This window comes from Streptococcus oralis subsp. oralis, assembly GCF_002096435.1.
Classification (GTDB): Bacteria; Bacillota; Bacilli; order Lactobacillales; family Streptococcaceae; genus Streptococcus; species Streptococcus oralis_AA.
On sequence record NZ_NCUI01000024.1, the window covers coordinates 92,465 to 115,190 of the forward strand.

The 22,726-nt window shown below is 37.9% G+C and carries 22 protein-coding genes and 1 other annotated feature; of the genes, 20 read left to right on the plus strand and 2 right to left on the minus strand.

The genetic code is table 11. The features are described 5' to 3' along the window. Nucleotides 1-67: 67 nt before the first annotated feature. The 20 genes from mecA to B7723_RS04020 all read left to right on the plus strand — a co-directional run bounded on the left by mecA (nt 68) and on the right by B7723_RS04020 (nt 20,553). Nucleotides 68-805 carry an adaptor protein MecA gene (gene mecA / locus B7723_RS03915; RefSeq protein ID WP_084849824.1) on the plus strand — a complete coding sequence of 246 codons (738 nt, stop codon included), beginning with the start codon at nt 68-70 and terminating at the stop codon, nt 803-805. A 151-nt stretch (nt 806-956) separates the two neighbouring features. Then, entirely contained in the window at nt 957-2,243 is a 1,287-nt protein-coding gene (locus B7723_RS03920; RefSeq protein ID WP_000216365.1) for a homoserine dehydrogenase, read from the plus strand. A gap of 1 nt (nt 2,244) precedes the next feature. Further along, nucleotides 2,245-3,114 (plus strand): homoserine kinase, encoded by an 870-nt coding sequence (gene thrB / locus B7723_RS03925; protein WP_084849823.1) that lies wholly within the window; start codon nt 2,245-2,247, stop codon nt 3,112-3,114. Between the two features lie 258 nt (nt 3,115-3,372). Beyond that, a complete protein-coding gene (msrB, locus tag B7723_RS03935) occupies nt 3,373-4,311 on the plus strand; it encodes a peptide-methionine (R)-S-oxide reductase MsrB (protein ID WP_076984655.1) in 939 nt (312 codons plus the stop codon). A 59-nt stretch (nt 4,312-4,370) separates the two neighbouring features. Then, nucleotides 4,371-6,095: an ABC transporter ATP-binding protein gene (locus B7723_RS03940; protein ID WP_084849821.1), complete on the plus strand. Its 1,725-nt coding sequence runs from the start codon at nt 4,371-4,373 to the stop codon at nt 6,093-6,095. A 1-nt stretch (nt 6,096) separates the two neighbouring features. Further along, nucleotides 6,097-7,845 (plus strand): ABC transporter ATP-binding protein, encoded by a 1,749-nt coding sequence (locus tag B7723_RS03945; RefSeq protein WP_084849820.1) that lies wholly within the window; start codon nt 6,097-6,099, stop codon nt 7,843-7,845. Nucleotides 7,846-7,959: 114 nt separating this feature from the next. After that, nucleotides 7,960-9,219 carry a TRZ/ATZ family protein gene (locus B7723_RS03950; protein WP_084849819.1) on the plus strand — a complete coding sequence of 420 codons (1,260 nt, stop codon included), beginning with the start codon at nt 7,960-7,962 and terminating at the stop codon, nt 9,217-9,219. Nucleotides 9,220-9,280: 61 nt separating this feature from the next. Continuing rightward, nucleotides 9,281-9,416, plus strand: a sequence feature (ribosomal protein L10 leader region). Between the two features lie 38 nt (nt 9,417-9,454). After that, a complete protein-coding gene (rplJ, locus tag B7723_RS03960; protein WP_001287274.1) occupies nt 9,455-9,955 on the plus strand; it encodes a 50S ribosomal protein L10 in 501 nt (166 codons plus the stop codon). A gap of 74 nt (nt 9,956-10,029) precedes the next feature. Continuing rightward, nucleotides 10,030-10,398, plus strand: coding sequence for a 50S ribosomal protein L7/L12 (gene rplL / locus B7723_RS03965; RefSeq protein ID WP_001196964.1), 369 nt, complete (start codon nt 10,030-10,032; stop codon nt 10,396-10,398). A 157-nt stretch (nt 10,399-10,555) separates the two neighbouring features. After that, nucleotides 10,556-11,557, plus strand: a complete 1,002-nt coding sequence (locus tag B7723_RS03970; RefSeq protein WP_084849818.1) for a hypothetical protein — start codon at nt 10,556-10,558, stop codon at nt 11,555-11,557. Between the two features lie 127 nt (nt 11,558-11,684). After that, on the plus strand, nt 11,685-12,731 hold the full coding sequence (locus B7723_RS03975; protein ID WP_084849817.1) for a hypothetical protein: 1,047 nt from the start codon (nt 11,685-11,687) through the stop codon (nt 12,729-12,731). Between the two features lie 284 nt (nt 12,732-13,015). After that, nucleotides 13,016-13,372, plus strand: a complete 357-nt coding sequence (locus tag B7723_RS03980) for a hypothetical protein (protein ID WP_084849816.1) — start codon at nt 13,016-13,018, stop codon at nt 13,370-13,372. Further along, entirely contained in the window at nt 13,359-14,630 is a 1,272-nt protein-coding gene (locus tag B7723_RS03985; protein ID WP_084849815.1) for an FtsK/SpoIIIE domain-containing protein, read from the plus strand. The genes B7723_RS03980 and B7723_RS03985 overlap by 14 nt, the downstream gene beginning before the upstream one ends. A 326-nt stretch (nt 14,631-14,956) precedes the next feature. Then, a complete protein-coding gene (locus B7723_RS03990) occupies nt 14,957-15,640 on the plus strand; it encodes a rolling circle replication-associated protein (RefSeq protein ID WP_142358002.1) in 684 nt (227 codons plus the stop codon). After that, the gene (locus tag B7723_RS03995; RefSeq protein WP_084849813.1) at nt 15,627-15,854 is read left to right on the plus strand and encodes a DUF3173 family protein; all 228 of its coding nucleotides are present in this window, start codon (nt 15,627-15,629) and stop codon (nt 15,852-15,854) included. The genes B7723_RS03990 and B7723_RS03995 overlap by 14 nt, the downstream gene beginning before the upstream one ends. Nucleotides 15,855-15,869: 15 nt before the next feature. Further along, nucleotides 15,870-17,048, plus strand: a complete 1,179-nt coding sequence (locus B7723_RS04000; RefSeq protein WP_084849812.1) for a tyrosine-type recombinase/integrase — start codon at nt 15,870-15,872, stop codon at nt 17,046-17,048. Nucleotides 17,049-17,340: 292 nt separating this feature from the next. Then, complete coding sequence (locus B7723_RS04005) at nt 17,341-18,243, plus strand: DUF2268 domain-containing protein (RefSeq protein WP_084849811.1); 903 nt, start codon at nt 17,341-17,343, stop codon at nt 18,241-18,243. 62 nt (nt 18,244-18,305) lie between these two features. Beyond that, complete coding sequence (locus B7723_RS04010) at nt 18,306-18,674, plus strand: EXLDI protein (RefSeq protein WP_084849866.1); 369 nt, start codon at nt 18,306-18,308, stop codon at nt 18,672-18,674. Nucleotides 18,675-18,887: 213 nt separating this feature from the next. Then, a complete protein-coding gene (locus B7723_RS04015) occupies nt 18,888-19,892 on the plus strand; it encodes an NADP-dependent oxidoreductase (protein WP_084849810.1) in 1,005 nt (334 codons plus the stop codon). Nucleotides 19,893-19,908: 16 nt separating this feature from the next. After that, nucleotides 19,909-20,553 carry a TetR/AcrR family transcriptional regulator gene (locus B7723_RS04020; protein WP_084849809.1) on the plus strand — a complete coding sequence of 215 codons (645 nt, stop codon included), beginning with the start codon at nt 19,909-19,911 and terminating at the stop codon, nt 20,551-20,553. A gap of 194 nt (nt 20,554-20,747) precedes the next feature. On the opposite strand, the gene B7723_RS04025 is transcribed toward B7723_RS04020, so the two are convergent. Beyond that, on the minus strand, nt 20,748-21,233 hold the full coding sequence (locus tag B7723_RS04025; RefSeq protein WP_065371858.1) for a GNAT family N-acetyltransferase: 486 nt from the start codon (nt 21,231-21,233) through the stop codon (nt 20,748-20,750). Nucleotides 21,234-21,264: 31 nt separating this feature from the next. Beyond that, nucleotides 21,265-22,611 carry an NADP-specific glutamate dehydrogenase gene (gdhA, locus tag B7723_RS04030; RefSeq protein WP_084849808.1) on the minus strand — a complete coding sequence of 449 codons (1,347 nt, stop codon included), beginning with the start codon at nt 22,609-22,611 and terminating at the stop codon, nt 21,265-21,267. Nucleotides 22,612-22,726 lie beyond the last annotated feature (115 nt).

The following is a 22,726-nucleotide window of genomic DNA, read 5'->3' on the forward strand; positions in this document are numbered from 1 at the left end:
TCATTCTTTTGATAAAATCGTAAAAATCTAGTATAATAGATAGACTGAAAGTATGAGGTTACTAGATATGAAGATGAAACAAATCAGTGATACAACACTGAAAATCACAATGACTTTAGATGATTTGATGGATCGGGGAATGGAGATTGCAGACTTTCTCGTTCCTCAGGAAAAAACCGAAGAGTTTTTCTATGCTATTTTAGATGAGTTAGAGATGCCAGACAATTTCTTGGATAGTGGCATGCTGAGTTTCCGCGTGACGCCAAAACCTGATAAGGTGGACGTCTTTGTGACCAAGTCTAAGATTGACCAAAATCTGGATTTTGAAGATTTGACGGATCTACCAGATATGGAAGAATTAGCCCAAATGTCGCCGGATGAATTTCTCAAAACCTTAGAAAAGAGCATTGCAGATAAGACCAAGGACGATATTGAGGCCATCCAATCTCTAGAGGAGGTCGAAGCAAAGGAAGAAGAGCAGGAGCAAGCTGAACAAGAAGTTGAAGGCAAGAAAGAGCCCTACATCTACTATATCCTGCGCTTTGCAAGCCTTGCTGACTTAGTTGCTTTTGCAAAGACGGTTAACTACCAGATGGAAACCTCTGAACTCTATAAGATGAATGGACACTATTATTTGACAATCTTAGTTGATGTGGAAAATCATCCTAGTCCATATCCAGCCTGGCTCTTGGCTCGTATGCGTGAGTTTGCAGACGACAGTGACATCAGTCGTTCAGTCTTGCAAGAGTATGGGCAAATATTGATTAACCATGATGCAGTTCTCGGTCTGCAAAAAATCGGATAATCATTTCTGGAAATCTTTTTCTAGATTTTAAGGAGAACGAATCGTCTGATTCGTTTTTTCTTTACTAGACTGAAATAGTGATTTACTATAATAGGAATTTTCACAAAATTCTGTTATAATGGCTATATCAGAAAATTTCTAGGAGACAAACATGACAGTTAAAATTGCTTTACTTGGATTTGGTACCGTTGCAAGTGGTGTGCCATTCCTACTAAAGGAAAATGGAGAAAAAATCGTTCAGTCAGCTCATTCTGAGATTGAAGTAGCCAAGGTATTGGTCAAGGATGAAGATGAGAAGAACCGCTTGCTTGCAGCAGGAAATGACTTTAACTTTGTAACCAATGTAGACGATATTTTATCAGACAAGGACATTACTATCGTAGTGGAATTGATGGGGCGTATCGAACCAGCTAAAACCTTTATCACTCGTGCCTTGGAAGCTGGGAAACACGTTGTTACTGCTAACAAGGACCTTTTGGCTGTCCATGGTGCAGAATTGTTAGAAATCGCTAAAGAGCATAATGTAGCACTTTACTACGAAGCAGCAGTAGCTGGTGGTATTCCAATTCTTCGCACTCTAGCAAATTCATTGGCTTCTGATAAAATCACGCGCGTTCTTGGTGTCGTTAACGGAACTTCTAACTTCATGATGACCAAGATGGTGGAAGAAGGCTGGTCTTATGATGATGCTCTGGCGGAAGCTCAAAGACTAGGATTTGCAGAAAGCGACCCTACAAATGACGTGGATGGGATTGACGCAGCCTACAAGATGGTGATTTTGAGCCAGTTTGCTTTTGGTATGAAGGTTGCCTTTGACGATGTAGCCCACAAGGGAATCCGTAACATCACACCAGAAGACGTAGCTGTAGCTCAAGACCTAGGCTATGTAGTGAAATTGGTTGGTTCTATCGAGGAAACTCCTTCTGGTATTGCTGCAGAAGTAACTCCAACCTTCCTTCCTAAAGCACATCCACTTGCCAGTGTGAATGGCGTGATGAATGCTGTTTTTGTAGAATCTATTGGTATCGGTGAGTCTATGTACTATGGACCAGGTGCGGGTCAAAAACCAACTGCGACAAGTGTTGTAGCAGATATTGTCCGTATCGTTCGTCGCTTGAATGATGGTACCATTGGTAAAGACTTCAACGAATACAGCCGTGACTTGGTCTTGGCTAATCCTGAGGATGTTAAAGCAAACTACTATTTCTCAATCTTGGCTCCAGACTCAAAAGGTCAGGTCTTGAAATTGGCTGAGATTTTCAATGCTCAAGATATTTCCTTCAAGCAAATCCTCCAAGATGGCAAAGAGGGTGACAAGGCGCGTGTAGTGATTATCACTCATAAGATCAATAAAGCACAACTTGAGAATGTTTCAGCAGAGTTGGCCAAAGCTTCAGAATTTGACCTCTTGAATACCTTCAAGGTGTTAGGAGAATAGGATGAAGATTATTGTACCTGCAACCAGTGCAAATATCGGGCCAGGTTTTGATTCGGTCGGTGTAGCTGTAACCAAGTATCTTCAAATTGAGGTTTGTGAAGAACGGGATGAGTGGTTGATTGAACACCAGATTGGCAAATGGATTCCACATGACGAGCGTAATCTCTTGCTCAAGATTGCCTTGCAAATTGCGCCTGACTTGCAACCGAGACGTTTGAAAATGACCAGCGATGTTCCCTTGGCGCGTGGTTTGGGTTCTTCTAGCTCTGTTATCGTTGCTGGGATTGAACTGGCTAACCAACTGGGCAATCTCAACTTATCTAACCACGACAAATTGCAGTTGGCTACCAAGATTGAAGGGCATCCTGACAATGTGGCTCCAGCTATCTATGGAAATCTTGTTATTGCGAGTTCCGTTGAAGGTCAAGTCTCTGCTATCGTAGCAGACTTCCCCGAGTGTGATTTTCTAGCTTATATTCCCAACTATGAATTGCGCACTCGAGACAGCCGCGGTGTCTTGCCTAAAAAATTGTCTTACAAGGAAGCTGTTGCGGCTAGTTCTATCGCCAATGTGGCGGTTGCTGCCTTGTTAGCAGGAGATATGGTGACAGCTGGACAAGCAATCGAGGGGGATCTCTTCCACGAGCGTTATCGTCAAAGTCTGGTCCGTGAATTTGCGACGATTAAGCAAGTTGCTAAAGAGAATGGAGCCTATGCGACCTATCTCTCTGGTGCCGGACCGACAGTAATGGTCTTGGCTTCTAACGACAATATGCCGAAGATTAAGGCAGAATTGCAAAAGCAGTCTTTCAAAGGCAAACTTCATGATTTGAAAGTTGATACCCAAGGTGTCCGTGTAGAAGCAAAATAAAGAATAGAAGATAGGATGGGGAAACTCTTGACCAGAGGGCTTCCTATCCTTTTTTTGAAAAGAAGTTTATACTCAATGAAAATCAAAGAGCAAACTAGGAAGCTAGCCGCAGGTTTCTCAAAACATGGTTTTGAGGTTGTGGATGAAACTGACGAAATCAGCTCAAAATACTGTTTTGAGGTTGCAGATGTAAGCTGACGTGGTTTGAAGAGATTTTCGAAGAGTATTAGTTAAAAACTTGATAAAGGAGAAATAAAGATGTCAGAAATTTATCTAGCAGGTGGTTGTTTTTGGGGCCTAGAGGAGTATTTTTCACGAATTTCTGGAGTGCTAGCAACCAGTGTCGGCTACGCTAATGGGCAAGTCGAAACGACCAATTACCAGTTGCTCAAGGAAACAGACCATGCAGAGACTGTTCAAGTGATCTATGATGAGAAAGCAGTGTCACTCAGAGAGATTTTGCTTTATTATTTCCGAGTCATTGATCCCTTGTCTATTAACCAGCAAGGGAATGACCGTGGTCGCCAATATCGAACGGGGATCTATTACCAAGATGAAGCAGACTTGCCAGCTATCTACACAGTGGTGCAGGAGCAGGAGCGTATGCTGGGTCGAAAGATTGCAGTAGAGGTGGAGAAACTTCGCCACTACATTCTGGCTGAAGACTACCATCAAGACTATCTCAAGAAAAATCCTTCCGGTTACTGTCATATCGATGTGACCGATGCTGAGAAGCCATTGATTGACGCATCTAACTATGAAAAACCTAGTCAAGAAGTGCTGAAGGAAAGCCTAACTGAAGAATCCTACCGTGTTACGCAAGAAGCTGCTACAGAGGCGCCATTTACCAATGCCTATGACCAAACCTTTGAAGAAGGGATTTATGTAGACATCACGACGGGTGAGCCACTCTTTTTCGCTAAGGATAAGTTTGCTTCAGGTTGCGGTTGGCCAAGTTTTAGTCGTCCGATTTCTAAGGAATTGATTCACTACTACAAGGATTTGAGCCATGGGATGGAGCGAATCGAGGTTCGTTCTCGCTCAGGCAATGCTCACTTGGGTCATGTTTTCACAGATGGACCTCAGGAGTTAGGTGGCCTGCGTTACTGTATTAATTCTGCATCCTTGCGCTTTGTAGCCAAGGATGAGATGGAAAAAGCAGGATATGGCTATCTATTACCTTACTTAAACAAATAAAACTGAGAGGGTGGGGCTTCCCACTTTCTTCATTTTCAGAATAAGAATAGAAGGGATTTATGAAACACTTACTATCTTACTTCAAACCCTATATCAAAGAATCCATTTTAGCACCCTTGTTCAAGCTACTTGAAGCTGTTTTTGAACTCTTGGTTCCCATGGTGATTGCTGGGATTGTTGACCAGTCCTTGCCCCAGAGAGATCAAGGACACCTCTGGATGCAGATTGGCCTGCTCCTTATCTTTGCAGTGATTGGCGTTTTAGTGGCCTTGATAGCCCAGTTTTACTCAGCCAAGGCAGCGGTTGGATTCGCCAAGGAACTGACAGACGACCTTTATCGTCATATTCTTTCCTTGCCAAAGGATAGCAGAGATCGTCTGACAACTTCTAGCTTGGTGACACGCTTGACTTCGGATACCTACCAGATACAGACTGGTATTAATCAGTTTCTGCGTCTCTTTTTGAGAGCGCCTATTATCGTTTTTGGAGCCATTTTTATGGCCTATCGCATCTCGGCTGAGCTGACTTTCTGGTTCTTAGTTATGGTTGTCATTTTGACGATTGTCATTGTCGGTCTCTCTCGACTGGTCAATCCTCTCTACAGCAGTCTCAGAAAGAAAACGGATCAGCTGGTTCAGGAAACGCGCCAGCAATTACAAGGCATGCGGGTGATTCGTGCCTTTGGGCAAGAAAAACGAGAATTACAGATTTTTCAAACCCTTAACCAAGTCTATGCCAGTTTGCAAGAAAAGACGGGTTTCTGGTCTAGTTTGTTAACACCTCTGACCTATCTGATTGTTAATGGAACTCTTCTCGTCATCATCTGGCAGGGCTATATTTCAATTCAAGGAGGTTTACTCAGTCAAGGTGCCCTCATTGCCCTCATCAACTATCTCTTGCAAATCTTGGTAGAATTGGTTAAGCTCGCCATGCTGATCAATTCTCTCAACCAGTCCTACATCTCAGCCAAGCGAATCGAGGAAGTTTTTACCGAAGCTCCAGAAGATATTTATTCAGAATTAGAAGAAAAGCAAGCTACTGGTGATCGGGTTTTGCAAGTACAAGAATTGACCTTTACCTATCCAGATGCGGCTCAAGCTTCTCTGAGAGACATTTCCTTTAATATGACTCAAGGGCAAATCCTTGGTATCATCGGGGGAACGGGTTCTGGTAAATCAAGCTTGGTGCAAGTCTTACTTGGTCTTTATCCAGCAGATAAGGGAAGCATTGACCTTTATCGAGATGGGCGTAGTCCTCGTAATTTGGAGCAGTGGCGGTCTTGGATTGCCTATGTACCTCAAAAAGTCGAACTTTTTAAAGGAACTATTCGTTCCAACTTGACTCTAGGTTTCAATCGAGAAGTATCTGACCAGCAACTATGGCAGGCCTTGGAGATTGCGCAAGCTAAGGATTTTGTCAGTGAAAAGGAAGGACTTCTGGATGCCCTAGTTGAGGCAGGAGGACGAAATTTCTCAGGTGGACAAAAACAAAGGCTGTCCATCGCACGTGCGGTCTTGCGCCAAGCTCCATTTCTCATCCTAGATGATGCGACCTCAGCTCTCGATACCATCACAGAGTCCAAGCTCTTGAAAGCTATCCGAGAAAATTTGCCAAACACGAGTTTAATCTTGATTTCTCAACGGACTTCGACACTTCGTATGGCTGACCAGATTCTCCTCTTGGAAAAAGGTGAGCTCTTAGCTATCGGCAAGCACGAGGACTTGATGAAGTCCAGCCAAGTCTATCGCGAAATCAATGCATCCCAACATGGAAAGGAGGACTAGCATGAAACGACAAACTGCAAACCAGACGCTCAAGCGTTTGGCTAAGGATTTATTAAGCCATCCTTTCCTCCTTTTCCTAGCCTTTCTAGGAACTATTGCCCAAGTTGGATTATCAATTTACTTACCTATTCTGATTGGGCAGGTCATTGACCAGGTCCTAGTTGCTGATTCTTCACCAGTTTTTTGGCAGATTTTCATTCAGATGATCTTGGTAGTCATAGGAAATACTCTGGTACAATGGGCCAATCCTCTTCTTTATAATCGTCTAATCTTCTCTTATACCAGAGACTTGCGAGAGCGAATCATCCATAAACTCCATCGGTTACCGATTGCTTTTGTGGATCGGCAGGGCAGTGGAGAGATGGTTAGTCGTGTGACTACAGACATAGAACAGTTGGCAGCTGGCTTGACCATGATTTTTAACCAATTTTTCATTGGCGTTTTGATGATTTTGGTTAGTATTCTAGCCATGCTTCAAATCCACCTCCTCATGACCCTCTTGGTCTTGCTGTTGACGCCGCTGTCCATGGTGATTTCACGCTTTATTGCCAAACGCTCCTATCATCTCTTCCAGAAGCAAACAGAGACGAGAGGAATTCAGACTCAGTTGATTGAAGAGTCGCTTAGCCAGCAGACCATTATCCAGTCCTTCAATGCTCAGACAGAGTTTATCCAAAGACTGCACGAGGCGAATGCCAACTACGCAGATTATTCTCAGTCAGCTATCTTTTATTCCTCAACGGTTAATCCTTCAACTCGCTTTGTTAATGCACTTATTTATGCTCTTCTAGCTGGAGTAGGAGCTTATCGTATCATGATGGGGTCCACCTTGACCATTGGGCGTTTAGTGACTTTTTTGAATTACGTCCAACAGTACACCAAACCCTTTAATGATATTTCTTCAGTTCTGGCCGAATTGCAAAGTGCTCTCGCTTGCGCAGAGCGTGTCTATGCTGTCTTAGAAAGTACAGAGGTGGCTGAAACAGGTAAGGAAGTCTTGACCAGTGACCAAGTCAAGGGCGCCATTACCTTTAAGCATGTTTCTTTTGGATATAATCCTGAAAGGATCTTGATTAAGGACTTATCCATCGATATCCCAGCTGGTAGCAAGGTAGCCATCGTTGGTCCGACAGGTGCTGGTAAGTCAACTCTTATCAATCTCCTCATGCGTTTTTATCCTATTAATTCAGGAGATATCTTGTTAGACGGTCGTTCTATTTACGATTATACCCGAGCATCATTGAGACAGCAGTTTGGCATGGTGCTCCAGGAAACCTGGCTCAAGCAAGGGACCATTCATGACAATATTGCCTTTGGAAATCCTGACGCCAGTCGGGAGCAGGTGATTGCTGCCGCAAAAGCAGCCAATGCAGACTTTTTCATCCGACAATTGCCTCAGGGATACGATAGCAAGTTGGAAAATGCAGGAGAATCTCTCTCTGTTGGGCAAGCCCAGCTCTTGACCATCGCCCGAGTCTTTCTAGCTATTCCAAAGATTCTTATCTTAGACGAGGCGACTTCCTCCATCGATACGCGGACAGAGGTGCTAGTACAGGATGCCTTTGCCAAACTCATGAAGGGACGCACAAGTTTTATCATTGCCCACCGTTTGTCAACTATTCAGGATGCGGATTTGATTCTTGTCTTGGTAGATGGCGACATTGTTGAGTATGGGAACCATCAGGATCTCATGACTAGAAAGGGCAAGTATTACCAAATGCAAAAAGCTGCGGCTTTTAGCTCTGAATAATCCTTTCTATTTTGAAATCTTATGGACAAAAAAAGTTGCCTTCGGGTGACTTTTTTGTTACAATAGCTAGAAAAATTATTCACTGTATATTGTCTTATAGAAAAGGAGCCTATAATGAAAGTCTATCAGCATGTAAATATCGTGACTTGTGACCAAGATTTCCATGTTTATTTGGATGGTATCTTAGCCGTTAAGGACTCTCAAATCATCTATGTCGGTCAAGAGAAACCAGAGATTTTAGAGCAAGCTGAGCAGATTATAGACTATCAGGGAGTCTGGATCATGCCTGGTTTGGTCAATTGCCACACCCATTCTGCTATGACAGGCTTGCGGGGGCTTCGGGATGACAGCAATCTCCATGAATGGCTCAATGACTATATCTGGCCAGCAGAAGCAGGATTTACTCCCGACATGACTACCAAGGCGGTCAAAGAAGCTCTGACGGAGATGCTCCAGTCAGGAACAACAAGCTTCAACGATATGTATAATCCCAATGGAGTGGATATTGAGAGAATTTATCAGGCAGTCAAGGCATCTAAGATGCGTTGTTATTTCTCACCGACCCTCTTTTCTTCAGAGGCAGAAACAACTGCTGAGACCATAAGCAGAACACGATCCATTATAGAAGAAATCTTAGGATATGAAAACCCAAATTTCAAGGTTATGGTAGCTCCACATTCTCCCTACAGTTGTAGTAGAGACTTGCTGGAAGCGAGCTTAGATATGGCAAAAGAGCTGGACATTCCTATCCATATCCATGTGGCGGAGACCAAGGAGGAGTTAGGAATTATCCTCAAACGATACGGCAGACGCCCCCTCGCCTTTCTAGAAGAACTGGGTTACTTAGATCATCCGTCTGTTTTTGCTCATGGGGTCGAGCTAAACGAACGAGAAATTGAACGTTTGGCAACCTCTCAAGTGGCTATCGCCCACAATCCTATCAGTAATCTAAAACTGGCCTCAGGAATCGCTCCAATCATCCAACTCCAAAAAGCAGGAGTTGCTGTGGGAATTGCGACTGATTCCGTTGCTTCCAACAACAATCTAGATATGTTTGAGGAAGGACGGACCGCAGCCCTTCTTCAAAAGATGAAAAGTGGAGATGCCAGTCAATTCCCTATCGAAACAGCCCTTAAGGCACTGACAATCGAAGGAGCTAAGGTTCTAGGAATGGAAAAGCAGATAGGAAGCCTAGAAGTTGGCAAGCAAGCGGATTTTCTGGTCATTCAACCACAAGGAAAAATCCATCTTCAACCTCAGAAAAATATGCTCTCTCATCTGGTTTATGCTGTCAAATCCAGTGATGTTGAAGATGTTTATATCGCTGGAGAACAGGTGGTTAAGCAAGGCAAAGTTTTAACAGTAGAGATTTAAAAAAATTTAAAAAAAGTTTGCAAAAATCTTGCATTCTTTTTTTGTATATGCTATACTTATATACGGTTTGAAAAAACTGCCTAAGACAGTAGGGGAGCTCGACTCATAAAGATCCTACCGAGGACAAAACGTATCATGTAAAAAGAAGCGTATTGTACTTTCGTGTCTAGGTTTGGGCGCGTTTTTCTTTTGGAAAAATTCCCCAAGCAAAATAATTACGGAGGTGAACACACTAATGAGTGAAGCAATTATTGCTAAAAAAGCGGAACTAGTTGACGTAGTAGCTGAAAAAATGAAAGCTGCTGCATCTATCGTCGTTGTAGACGCTCGTGGTTTGACAGTTGAGCAAGATACAGTTCTTCGTCGTGAGCTTCGTGGAAGCGAAGTTGAGTATAAAGTCATTAAAAACTCAATCTTGCGTCGTGCAGCTGAAAAAGCTGGTCTTGAAGATCTTGCATCAGTATTTGTTGGACCATCTGCAGTAGCATTTTCTAACGAAGATGTTATCGCACCAGCGAAAATCTTGAACGACTTTGCTAAAAACGCTGAAGCACTTGAAATCAAAGGTGGTGCAATCGAAGGCGCTGTCGCATCTAAAGAAGAAATCGTTGCTCTTGCAACTCTTCCAAACCGCGAAGGACTTCTTTCTATGCTCCTTTCTGTACTTCAAGCGCCAGTGCGCAACGTTGCTCTTGCAGTCAAAGCGGTTGCAGACAACAAAGAAGACGCAGCTTAATCTTAAGCTACGCAGCGTAGCCTAGCTACGGAAAAACTATTATAAAATTAAAAACTTATTTGGAGGAAATAACAATGGCATTGAACATTGAAAACATTATTGCTGAAATTAAAGAAGCTTCAATCCTTGAATTGAACGACCTTGTAAAAGCTATCGAAGAAGAATTTGGTGTAACTGCAGCTGCTCCTGTAGCTGTAGCTGCAGCTGGTGCTGCTGACGCTGGTGCTGCTAAAGACTCATTTGACGTTGAATTGACAGCTGCTGGTGACAAAAAAGTTGGCGTTATCAAAGTTGTACGTGAAATCACTGGTCTTGGACTTAAAGAAGCTAAAGAACTTGTTGATGGTGCACCAGGTGTCATCAAAGAAGGCGTTCCAACTGCAGAAGCTGAAGAAATCAAAGCTAAATTGGAAGAAGCTGGAGCTTCAGTTACTCTTAAATAATCGTTCATTGATTGTTTAAGGGGGAAAGCCGAGTTTAAAAGCCTTTAGTTAATAATAAAGGCGATAGAATAGGAAATGTTTCTTTAGAAACTTCCCCACAAACACCCCCACAAAAAATTGTGGGGGTGTTTGTGGATTTTATTGAGGGTATAGAAGTATGGTTAATGTATCTTTTTATATGAGTGTTAATGATTTTAAAAATAATAAACTCAATAACAATTCATCTATCAATTGTACTGATAAAGATTTTATAAGATATCTTATAAATTTAGGAGCTTTTAGCAATGCTAGACTTAGTTTTAATGGAATTAAATTCTATTTTAGCTTAGTTAAAATGGCTATTAAAGAAAAAAATGGAATCTTTGAAATTACAGATGACTATTATAACGCAGAAGCAACAATAAAAACGGCGATTTCCTATTTCATTGGTAGCATGACAGCTTATGCAATAGCAGAGAAAGTACACAAAGTTCCGCTTTTATTTCATTTAAAAGATCCAATTATAAAAAACATAACTCGATATAAAGGTTATAATAATAAAAGTCCTGATTATTTTGGTCTTAAAGATTTTGATTTTAGTACTCCAATTTTAATAGAAGCTAAAGGTACTTATAGATCAAATTTAGCAACTTCGACTGCTTTTAAAGCAAAAGATCAGGTAAATGCTATTAGGTCTATAGATTTTACTAATTCTTTAATAAAAATTACAAACTTTGATAGACATGTAGTTGGTGCTTATTTTAAAAAAAGAGAATTAAATATTTGTGATATTGATCCGTCGGATACTGGTAGTATAACTTATATTTTTGATGCTGAGTCAGAAATTTTGATGTATTACAAAAATATTATGTTTCTGATATTATTTAAATATAATTCCTCTAAAACTATAACTTTAAATAATAATAAATATATTATTGTTGAATTTGAGGGTTATAATATTGGATTGAATTGTTTTATTTTTGATATTTTGAAGGAATACTTTATAATTGACGAGTCTGAAAAATTTTATATTAATTTTAAAGATTTAAGATATAAGAATGAAACTGATTTATTCGAAACTGTATTTAACTATTCCTCTGAAATATATAATTCTTATGAAAATCATTTGCAAGAAGATTCATCAATTTCCCTTGGAAGAGATGGTATAATAGTCTTCTAATTTATATTGCAATGGTGATTAACAAGCTTAATCTTGATATTGATAATCTAGTCATGGATTTATTTGATTTAACAGAAGATGAGAAGAAAATTGTTTCTGAATTTACTTTATAAATATTGGAGTTGGAATGAGTTTTTTTGAAGATGAATTAATAAAGAAGGTTTCAGTAAGATTTCGAGAGTTGAGAGGTTCAAGACAAATAGAAACGATTTCGTCTGGTCAGGTATCTACAATAAAAAGAATAGAATCTGGGAAGAATATAAAAAGTGGTAATTTTATTCCAGATAGTTTATTGGAAGATTACTCCCGAATATTTAATATAAAAAAAGATCGATTAATATTTGGTACAGATAGTGAAATTGAAGAGCTCTTAGAAATTACATTTGATAACTATTTTCAAGAAATATTATCGAAAAAGAAAATTAATGATGAATTAGATAATTTTAATAAATCTTTTATTGATTATTTATGTATTTTTGCTAAATTCTCGACATGGTATAATCTAGATATGACTCAAGTGTCCTCTAATTTTTTTGAGACTCCATGGTTACTTATTAAAAGAAAATTAGCACGTTCCTTTAAAAATAATGTAATAAAGGGAATATTCAATGATATGAACCGTTCATTTAAATTCGTTGAAATTAATCAGTATTTTGAAAGATGGCTTGAAAATGATTTATCTGATAATTTTTTCCCTGAGAATATTGAATTATTGAAAAAGAATACTATTTTCAAAATTGGGTATATGGTTGATACCTTAATGAAAGAGTTTATAGAGAGTGATATACCAATTATAGAAAATGATTCAATACCTTTTAATTTTGCAAGAGCACAAAGAAATCCAGATTATATGCCATATTTTATAGTTAAAACGAAAGAAGGAGATAAATTAGTAAGAAAGGATAGACCAAATGAGAAAGATGGAGTTTATCCAACAAAATTAGTTAGTTTAAATAGAAACTTAAATAGAAATGAATTCACAGATTTAGTTAAGCAGAATATAGCTAAATTTGGAGGTCATGTCCCAGGGATTTTAACTATAAATAGTCGAGCATCAAAGTATATTCAGCTAGAACTAAACGATTTGATGCTTAATCATGTAAAAGATCTTACAGAGTATCAAAAATATCTTTTAGGATTAATCAGATTTTCTGAATTGGAAAATTTTTTATAAGTTAAAGAAAAAGAAGTATAAGTTTATTATATTTCTTTTTTTGTACAATTTATTCAAATAATTGATATCAATGGAATTTTTAACATAGTCTATAATTATGTCTACGATTTAATATAAAAATATAGACGAAAGTTTAGACTAAATCATAAATTTTTTAATTTATAATTAATTTATCAGATTACAGCAATAATGTGATAAAAATTGATAATAGAGTTGCAAATCTATTTTCAAATGAATAAAGAAGTTGCTGATTCTTTATTTAAAATAAAAAGAGGTAAAACATTATGACACTAAAAAATTTAAGAAACTTTTTAACGTTTGATAAATCATTTTTTGATAACAAAGAACTTGTTTATTTGGGTTCTAAACTTACACAAGATAACAAATTAAAAGTGAGCTTGCTTATTTTTAAAGATACTACAGAATATCAGAATGGTCAGACCAATCTAGGAGAGCAAGTAGTTGTTACTGTAAATAACAAAGGGATTGATGATTATTCTTCATTTAAACCATTACAAACAGTTTGTAAAGTTGTTAATATTAGTAAAGCAACTGTTTATGGCGAGTATCAAAATCAATTGTCAATTACTGCCGACGTAATTTTAGATTCACAAGGAAATAAGCAACATGAAAAGGGTTAGTATAAATTGGGTATTTCCCTTCTGGGCAAGTCGAATAATATTTTTATTATTTATAATAGTGGTTCTTTCTATTGATTTATATTTGCTACCATTGTTCAATTTTAGATTAAGTATAAATCATATTTTTATTATATATTCTTTAGAAACAGTACTAGGTTCTTTGTTTGTTTTCGGTCAATTTAATAGGAGTAAGTATTTAAATCAGAAAAAATTATTTAAATTTATTAAATTAAACCAATTATATATTACACAGATAACCGAAACTAAAGAAAAAAAATATATTGAAACTTTGGAAATGGAATGGATTGATAATAAAAAAAATACAAGTACATTTACGATTAGAGTTTACAATATAGGTGGACTTCTAAGCCATAAAGTTAATGACCTCGGAAGCAAGTTGGAGGCATTCTTAGGGAAAAAATTGATATCTAATGAAAAGCAGTTAACATATACCGATTATACTTTTGAATTAATAAAAGATGAACGTTTAAAAGTATCGGATTTAAACTTAGAAAAAGATAGAAATTCGACAGAAATTCAACTCACAAAAAAAATATCATACGATATTAGTAAAGTTCCCAATGGATTAACAGTTGGTACAACAGGTTCAGGAAAAAGTATGTTCTTAAACTATAAACTTTTGCAATATGCATCGATGGGTGCTGATATTTATATCTGTGATCCGAAAAATGCAGATTTAAGTTTATTGAGGTATGTTAGTGGTTTTCCAGAAGAGAATGTCGCTGTTACTTCTAACCAAATCTGTAAAATACTGAGAGTTGTAAATTTTCAAATGATGAACAGATACGATAAATATTTTTCTAGTCAAGAATCATTTGGTAAAGATTTTACAGATTTTGGATTAAAACCAATCGTAGTTTTTATTGATGAACTTACAGCTTTTGTAAAAGTATCTGATAAAAAAATTGCTGAAGAAGCCATGTCTTACATTTTTAACTTAGTGATGATGGGCAGGCAAGTTGGTATATTAATAGAGGTATGCCTGCAGCGCCCAGATGCGAATATTATTGATGGTGCTATTAGGGATCAATTAGGTTGTCGAGTTGCACTTGGCAATCTATCAGAAGATGGATACAGAATGGTTTTTGGTTCTAATTTTAAGGACTATAAATCAATTGAAATTAAAGGAGGAGGGCATGTACAGATTGATGGGGAAATGACTCTTCCGGCTTATTTTGAAACTCCATTTTTTGATAAAAAATTTGACTTTTTAAAAGAATTGGAAAAATATTATTAGAGCACTTTCGAAAGTAAAGAATAGGGGTGCTCAGCTCAGAGAGCTAGAGCAAGTGGAACGTCCCTCTTTCTTTACTTTAAGAAATGTGCCCAGCAATAGAAGCTTGCTTCTATTGCTTTTAACTTGATAAACGTCAAACAAAAGAACAATAAGGAAAGTTAGGAGTGAAAGTAAATAATTCAAAAGTACATGCAGGAGCTATCGTAAAATCCTATAGATATGGTAATACCCTAGAATTAACAACTTCTAATGGAATACACAAGCAAACCATAAAAGTACTTCCGAATAGAAAATATGTCGTTTTAGAAACTGGAGAAATATTTGATATGAATACAAGCGGTGTTACACGAAGTGATAATATCAAATCTACTCGTATAACGATGAGAAAATTAAGGAGGCTTATTGCTCATAATTTTAGGGGAGATAAGAATGAACTATGGATAACATTGACCTACGCTAAATATACTAATGAAATTACAATTGTATATAGAGATTTTAAATTATTTATTAGGGATTTAAGAAAACAGTATCCAGATTTAGAATATATTAATGTTATTGAGCCACAAGCTAGTGGGAGTTGGCATTGTCATCTTCTTATAAAAGCACCTAAAAGGAGTTCTCTTTATATCCCAAATAAAATTATTGAAGAGTGCTGGAAAAAAGGCTTTACCAAAACTAAAAGACTTAAAAATAGTGATAAAGTTGGTAATTATGTTATTGCGTATTTAACTAATTTGGAGATAGATGATAATCAGAATTCAAAAAAATACATCAAAGGTGCACGACTATATTTATATCCAAAAGGTGTCAGGATTTATAGGTGTTCTAGAGGAATAAAAAAACCAATTGAAATAACAGCTACTAAAGGAGAAGTAATGACTATCAATGGGCTAGATATTGATTTAGAAGCTAATTATTCAAAAAAAACTAATCATATTATTAGTACAGGAGATGAAATTAGTTATATTACTGAGTTCTACAATATAGGAGATAAAAATGAAGACAGTTAATCATAGAGATATTATGAAGCTTGGTTTTTCAAAAACAGCTTCAAAAGAAATAATTAAGCAAGCTAAAAAGATTGCTATAAATCAATTTGATGAATCTTTGAATTCTTCAAATAATATGGTAAAATTAAGTAAATCGCCTTTCGATAACAAAAGATTTGATCTTGCACCTAGTTTTATTGTGGAAGAATTACTCGGCTTTCAATTTACTAAATGAAAGGAATTGAAAGCAATGTCAAAGAAATATAAAGGAGTATTTAGAGATAGTAAAGGAAGAATTTACTGTCAGACAGAATTCAAAGCATCAGCTACAGGTAAACGTCAAAGATTTAAAAGATATCGAAATATATGGGGAAAATCTTTTTCAACTGAAAAAGAGGCATATGATGAGTTATGTCGAGCAAGAGTTGAATTTTACGATAAATTTGATTATAGCGACTATAATCTCAATTTTGAACAGTATATGTTAGAGGTGTTTTTACCTTACTACAAACAAACGGTACAAGATAGCACATATAGAACCGCGATCACTCAATTTGATACATTTATTGAGAGATTTGGAAAAATGAAATTACGAGACATTAAACCTCGTGATTGTGAAAAATTTCGATTAGAACTTATTAATAAGTATTCCGCGAATTATGCAAAATGTGTTTGGATTCGTTTTAAACAATGTTTAGGCTATGCTGAGAGAATGGAATATATCAAAACATTCCCTTGTAAAAGTCTAGATAATCCAAAAGGTAAAAGACCAGATACAAAATTCTGGACTTTTGAAGAGTTTAAGAAAGTTATCTCTACTTTTGATTTAACTGATTATGAAGATCTTCACCGTTTTACAACCACTTGGTTATACTATATGACTGGTGTACGTGTTAGTGAAGGTTTTGCATTACTTTGGTCAGATTTTGATAAGGAGAATAAACGTATCTTTGTTCACTCAACCTTAGAAGCTTTAAAGGGTGGTGTTTACAAACGTAAAGAGCAGACAAAAACCGAAGCAGGTATAAGATATATAGACTTAGATGATGAAACAATAAAAGTACTTGAACGATGGCGCTCAATTCAGATTTCTAATTCTAATCAGGATTATATTCTATCTAAGTTTGGTGAACCAATGGTAAAAAGTACTTTGACAAGAATGTTGAAGCGTTATGCAAAGTTGGCTGGAGTTCCAGAAATAACTGGTAAGGGATTGCGTCATTCACACGATTCATTTATGATTAATGTTCTGAAAAAGGATGTTTTAGAAGTATCTCAGCGTTCTGGAAGAATTGATAAAGCTACAACATTAAACACCTATAGTCATTACTATAATGCAAACAATGCAACTCTTGGAAATGAAATAACTCAACTTCTTAAACAGGAAGGAGTTGGAGCGACACCCCCATATACACCCCTACAAAAATAAAATAATAAAAAATAAGCTTTACACTTAGTCTTTTGAGTATCACGCTCAAATTACTCTTAAATAATAGAGTAACTACATTAGTAGCTTAAAAAACTTATAAAACTGCTATTCTTAGGAATAGCAGTTTTTTCTTTTTAGAATGGTAAATCTACCTCTAAATTATAGTCTGATACGAAAGTTCTAGGGTGCTTTTTCTAACAGTTACTAGAATCTTGATAGAAATTCAATTTTCTTCTTGACTCTGACCTTAGGTAAGGGATTATACTAATAATAGATAAGAAAGGAGATTACTATGCAAATCAATATGATTCGTTCAGATGAAGTTTACCAAGAGATGCTCGAGCTTCCTTTGGAAAAGAGAGAGGGCTGTTTTCGAGCTAAAATATTAGCACCTTTTGCTACGAAATACCAAACTCAACATATTCCTCTGAAAGCCAAGTATCCCGGAGGATTTGATGCTTTGTTCCTACTTGGTTTTATGAATCAGCTACCCGGAACTCTGTCAGAGAAGGATAGACCAGCTATCGACGCTCTGAGCTCTGATCAACTCTGGCAAGACTGCCAGAATACCATCAAGAGGAGTATTGGTCTTTTTGAGCAGGCTGGCTATGACTTAGAGGTTGAGGATTACCATTTTACTATTTTATTGGGCAACCCTGAAAAGCCCATGTTACAGCTCAATAAGGGTTATAGTGGAGATGGTGGAATTCCAGGCTACCTCATGCTTAGTCTGCTACCAAACGACTATACTTTGCCACGTGTGCAGGCAGCTCTGGCCCACGAGTGCAACCATAATGTTCGCTTCCAATTTATCAAATGGAACCAGCAGACGACACTAGCAGACTGGGTAGTCAGTGAAGGATTAGCAGAGTCTTTTGCTGCTGAGCTCTATGGTAAAGAGCTCATCGGATCCTGGGTCACTTCAACTAGTTCCGAGCAGTTAGAAGAGATTAAGCCCATCATCTCAAGTCAGCTTCAGCTAACAGGGATGGCGGAAATGGCTCCTTATCTTTACGGTGATGAAATAGCTGAGATTCAAGGTCAAATACCAGTTGGAATGCCTTATGCTGCGGGCTATGCTTATGGCTATCATCTGATACAAGCCTATCTGAAAATGACTGGCAAAACTATTATTGAAGCAACTGTGACACCAACGGAACAGATTTTAGAGGCGACTAAAGATTTTTGGAAATGACACTTTTGCTTGAAAATCTGCCAGAGTCTGATATAATGAAAGTAATTTTTGGAGGTGACTATATGCACTATAAAAGAGTTGAATTAAAAGTTACAAATCAAGGTATCCATGAGCGCAAGATCTTTCAAGGTGTTAAGATTTTCAGTCGTAGCAAGTTGTCCAAAGATCAGAAAAGTATTCTAACACAGAAGCTTTACCTGACACCGAAGCAAAACATTGTTTACTATCAACGGAAAGATATCAACTATGACCAGAACTGGCATCATCATAAGGACTATTATGAACTAGCTTATGGCCAGTTGGACAGAGAGACGGTTTTTAAGGTTTGCCAAGATTTTGACGACCTGACTCCTTTTATAGAGGATGAGCTGCTGGAGAAGCTAAAAGAAAAGCGGTCAGCAGGCAAATTTTTTGAAAAATTAGATATATAAAAATCCGACTGCTTTCATAAGCAGTCGGATTTCTCTAATTTATAGTTTGATAATTTTTCATAAGGGAAAATAGATCTATTTTTATCATGAACAGCTAACTTAGTTAGAAGTTTTGGAAACAGTATAGTTGAAATCTATGAAGAATAAGCGTATAATCAGAGAAAAATGATTGAGTGCTCACTCAATATATAGATAAACAAAGGAGTTCATGAAATGGTTGTTCAAGCAATACAGTATGGTCGTTTCGGTGATGAAGAAGTGCTAGATTTGGTGAACATTAAATCTGATGTTTTGGAAGTGAATCAAGTTAGGGTAGAAGTTTATGCAGTTGGTTTAAATCCTATTGATTATAAGACTTTTGAGGGGGCAAAGCCACTTCGTTTTCTATCTTTTATGACGAAACTAAGGAAGCCAAGTCGTTTGTTTGAGTCAAAATCATCTCTCTTTCCAAGAGGTGTTGGTCGGGATTTTGCTGGAGTTATCACAGAAATTGGTGAAGGAGTAAGTCGGTTTGCAGTAGGGGACAAGGTTTTTGGAACAATGATCAGTGACCCTGGATTGGGGACCAAGAGGGGAGCTTTGGCAACAGAAGTTTGTGTCAATGAATCAGAAATTGTGTTGAAACCAGAGATGATTGATATGAACCATGCATCTACTATGGGTGTAGCCTCTCTAACAGTGGGAGGTGCTTTTAGAAAGATTGAGCTAAACTCTAAAGATGTTGTAGTTATTTCAGCAGCAGCAGGTGGTATTGGAAGTATCGCAGTACAGTATGCAGTTGCTAAGGGTGCGACAGTTATTGGAATTGCAAGTAAGAAAAATTCAGATTATCTGAAGTCCTTAGGTGCTATACCAGTAGCTTACGAAGATAACATCCAGAATGCTCTTCTATCAGCAAGTACAAAGCCAATTACAAAATTCTTGGATTGCTATGGAAGTGATTATGTTAAATTGGCTTTCAGTTTGGGGTTGAAGGGCACGGCTATTGGAACGCTAGTACCTTCACCATATGTTATGATAAAAGGAGCTCAGTTCACGGGTCCTAGACATTCAACATATGATGATTTTAAAGTTCTAGCGGAAATGGTCTCAGATGGGAAGGTTCTGCTGAATATTGATCAGATTTATGATTTTTCTCTAAAGTCAGTTAGAGAGGCATATCGTAGTCTGAAGTCGGGACACACTCGAGGTAAGAAAGTTGTAAAAGTAAGAGAGTAGCAGAGAGGTGCTAGCAATGGAAAGTTTAGAACAAAAGTACGCTCAGACATTAGAAAATAGCAACTTGAGTTTAAAACAACGTCAAGTGTTATTATCAAGTCTAAAGTTATTTTCAGAAATTGGTTTTGAGAATACAACAGCAAGCCTTATTGCTAAGGAGGCTGGAGTTTCAGAAGGGACAGTTTTTAGTTACTTTAAAACTAAGGAAGGCATCTTAGAAGCTATTCTGTCAACTTTTCTCGAACAGGTTATTCCAGATGTGATTGCTGATTTTTCTGAGAAGAAATTTACAGCAAACCAAGAGAGTTTTCCAGTGTTTTTGAGAAGCATTGTTCGAGATAGACTAGTTTTCATTCAGGAGAATCAAATGCAAGTTAAAATTCTCTTGAGTCGTTCTTTTATTGATAAAACTATTTCTAATCAGTTAGGGAATGTTATTGTTCACTCTATCATTAAGCCAATTAGTCCAGTTCTGAATCAGTTTAAAAAAAATGGTGTTATCCGAGATTGGTCAAATGAAAGAATCGTTCGTTATATTTTAGCCTTGAGTCTTTCTTATGCTCTTCCAATGATGTTGAATGATAATGAGAACCTAGACATAGATGAAGCAGTAAATGAAATAGTTGAATGCCTGTCTTCTGCCTTAGTAGAAGTAAAATAAATCTTGATTTTTAAGCTTACTATTTTAAATAGTGAGCTTTTTTGAAACCAACATAAAAAATCCCCAATCATAATGATTGAGGATTGAAACAATACCTTAACTATCATAGCCTTGGCTACATTTTTAAAAGTTGTTTTAGCTGTGCTGAGGATCTTGATACTGATGTCCTCGAGACGACCAGAGTATACTGACATCTATTCATCTGATAAGAGAGACTTTATCATCCAGACATTCATAGCAGGATGGCCGGCGGCGTTAGAAAGTGGTTGTTGCAGTGATGTGAAACCATAGTGTTGATAGATGGCCACAGCCGTAGCCAGTTCAGTAGAGGTTTCTAGATAAAGCTGTTCATAACCAGCTAGGCGGGTTTCCTGGAATATCCGCTTTATCAAACGGCTAGAATAACCTTTGCCACGACTGTTTTTAGTGACATACAGTTTTTGTAATTCAGCAATCCTATCAGACACAGGTGCAAAGCCACCACAGCCAACCAGCTGACCTTCGTCTTCCAGGACAAAGTAAGCTGCTCTCTCTTGCTGTTGATAATAATCGGCCAAATGATCTAGATGAGAATCAAAGTAGACAGTTCCTGGTTTGTCAAGCCCGAATTCCTCTAGGCTAGCTCGAATGAGTTGCGCTACAGCTGGATTGTCTCTCGCTTCCATCGGCCGTAAATTCATCAATTGTCCTCCGATAGGATGTATCGACTAATTAAACAATACCTTGTGCAATCATAGCGTTTGCTACGTTTTCGAAGGCAGCGATATTTGCTCCTGCAAGGTAGTCAGTACCAAGTCCGTATGTTTCAGCAGTTGTTTTAGCTGTGTTGAAGATGTTTGTCATGATGTCTTTGAGGCGTCCATCAACTTCTTCACGTGTCCATGAGAGGCGAAGACTGTTTTGGCTCATTTCAAGTGCAGATACAGCTACACCACCAGCGTTGGCAGCTTTGGCAGGTCCGTAAAGGATTCCGTTTTCTTTGTAGACTTTAATCGCATCAAGGTCACTAGGCATGTTAGCACCTTCTGATACGCAGATAACTCCTTGAGCAACCAAACGTTTAGCTGCGTCACCATTGATTTCGTTTTGAGTTGCACATGGAAGAGCGATATCGTAGTTTCCAGCGTAAGTCCATACAGAACCTTCATGGTAAGTAGCAGTGGCTTTTTCAGCAGCGTACTCAGTCAAACGTGCACGACGGTTATTCTTCACATCTGCTAGAAGGTCGAAGTCGATACCATTTTCGTCAATGACATAACCATTTGAGTCAGATACAGAGATAACAGTTGCACCAAGTTCAGTCGCTTTTTGAAGAGCGTATTGGGCTACGTTACCAGAACCTGAAATCACAACTTTCTTACCAGCAAAGCTGTTACCGTTGGCTTTGAGCATTTCTTCAGTATAGTAAACCAAACCGTAACCAGTTGCTTCTGGACGAATCAAGCTACCACCGAATCCAAGAGGTTTACCCGTCAAGACACCAGCATCAAATTGGTTAAGGCGTTTGTATTGTCCGTAAAGGTAACCAATTTCACGTCCTCCAACACCGATATCGCCAGCTGGGACGTCAAGAGATGGTCCGATGTATTTTTGCAATTCTGTCATAAAGCTTTGGCAGAAGCGCATCACTTCAGCATCAGTCTTCCCTTTAGGATCGAAGTCTGATCCACCTTTACCTCCACCGATTGGAAGTCCAGTCAAGACGTTTTTAAAGATTTGTTCAAAACCGAGGAATTTCAAGATCCCTTGGTTTACAGTTGGGTGGAAACGAAGTCCGCCTTTATATGGTCCAACAGCTGAGTTGAATTGAACACGGTAACCACGGTTCACTTGGACTTTTCCATCACGGTCAACCCAAGGAACACGGAAAGAAATCACGCGCTCAGGCTCGGTGATACGTGCCAAGATGTTTTCTTCGATATACTCAGGGTGTTTTTCAAATACAGGTTCCAAAGTGCTGAAGAATTCTTCAACTGCCTGGAGAAATTCAGCCTCATGCCCGTTACGAGCCTTTACAGTTTCAAACACGCTTTGGATATATTCTTTAGCAGATGTCATATCGTTCTCCTTTGTTGTTATATTTTATTACATGAGCCATTATAGCAGAATTTTTTTTCACTGTAAAGAAAAAAACGAAAATTTTCTAAAAATTCTTTCAATTTACATTCGGTCA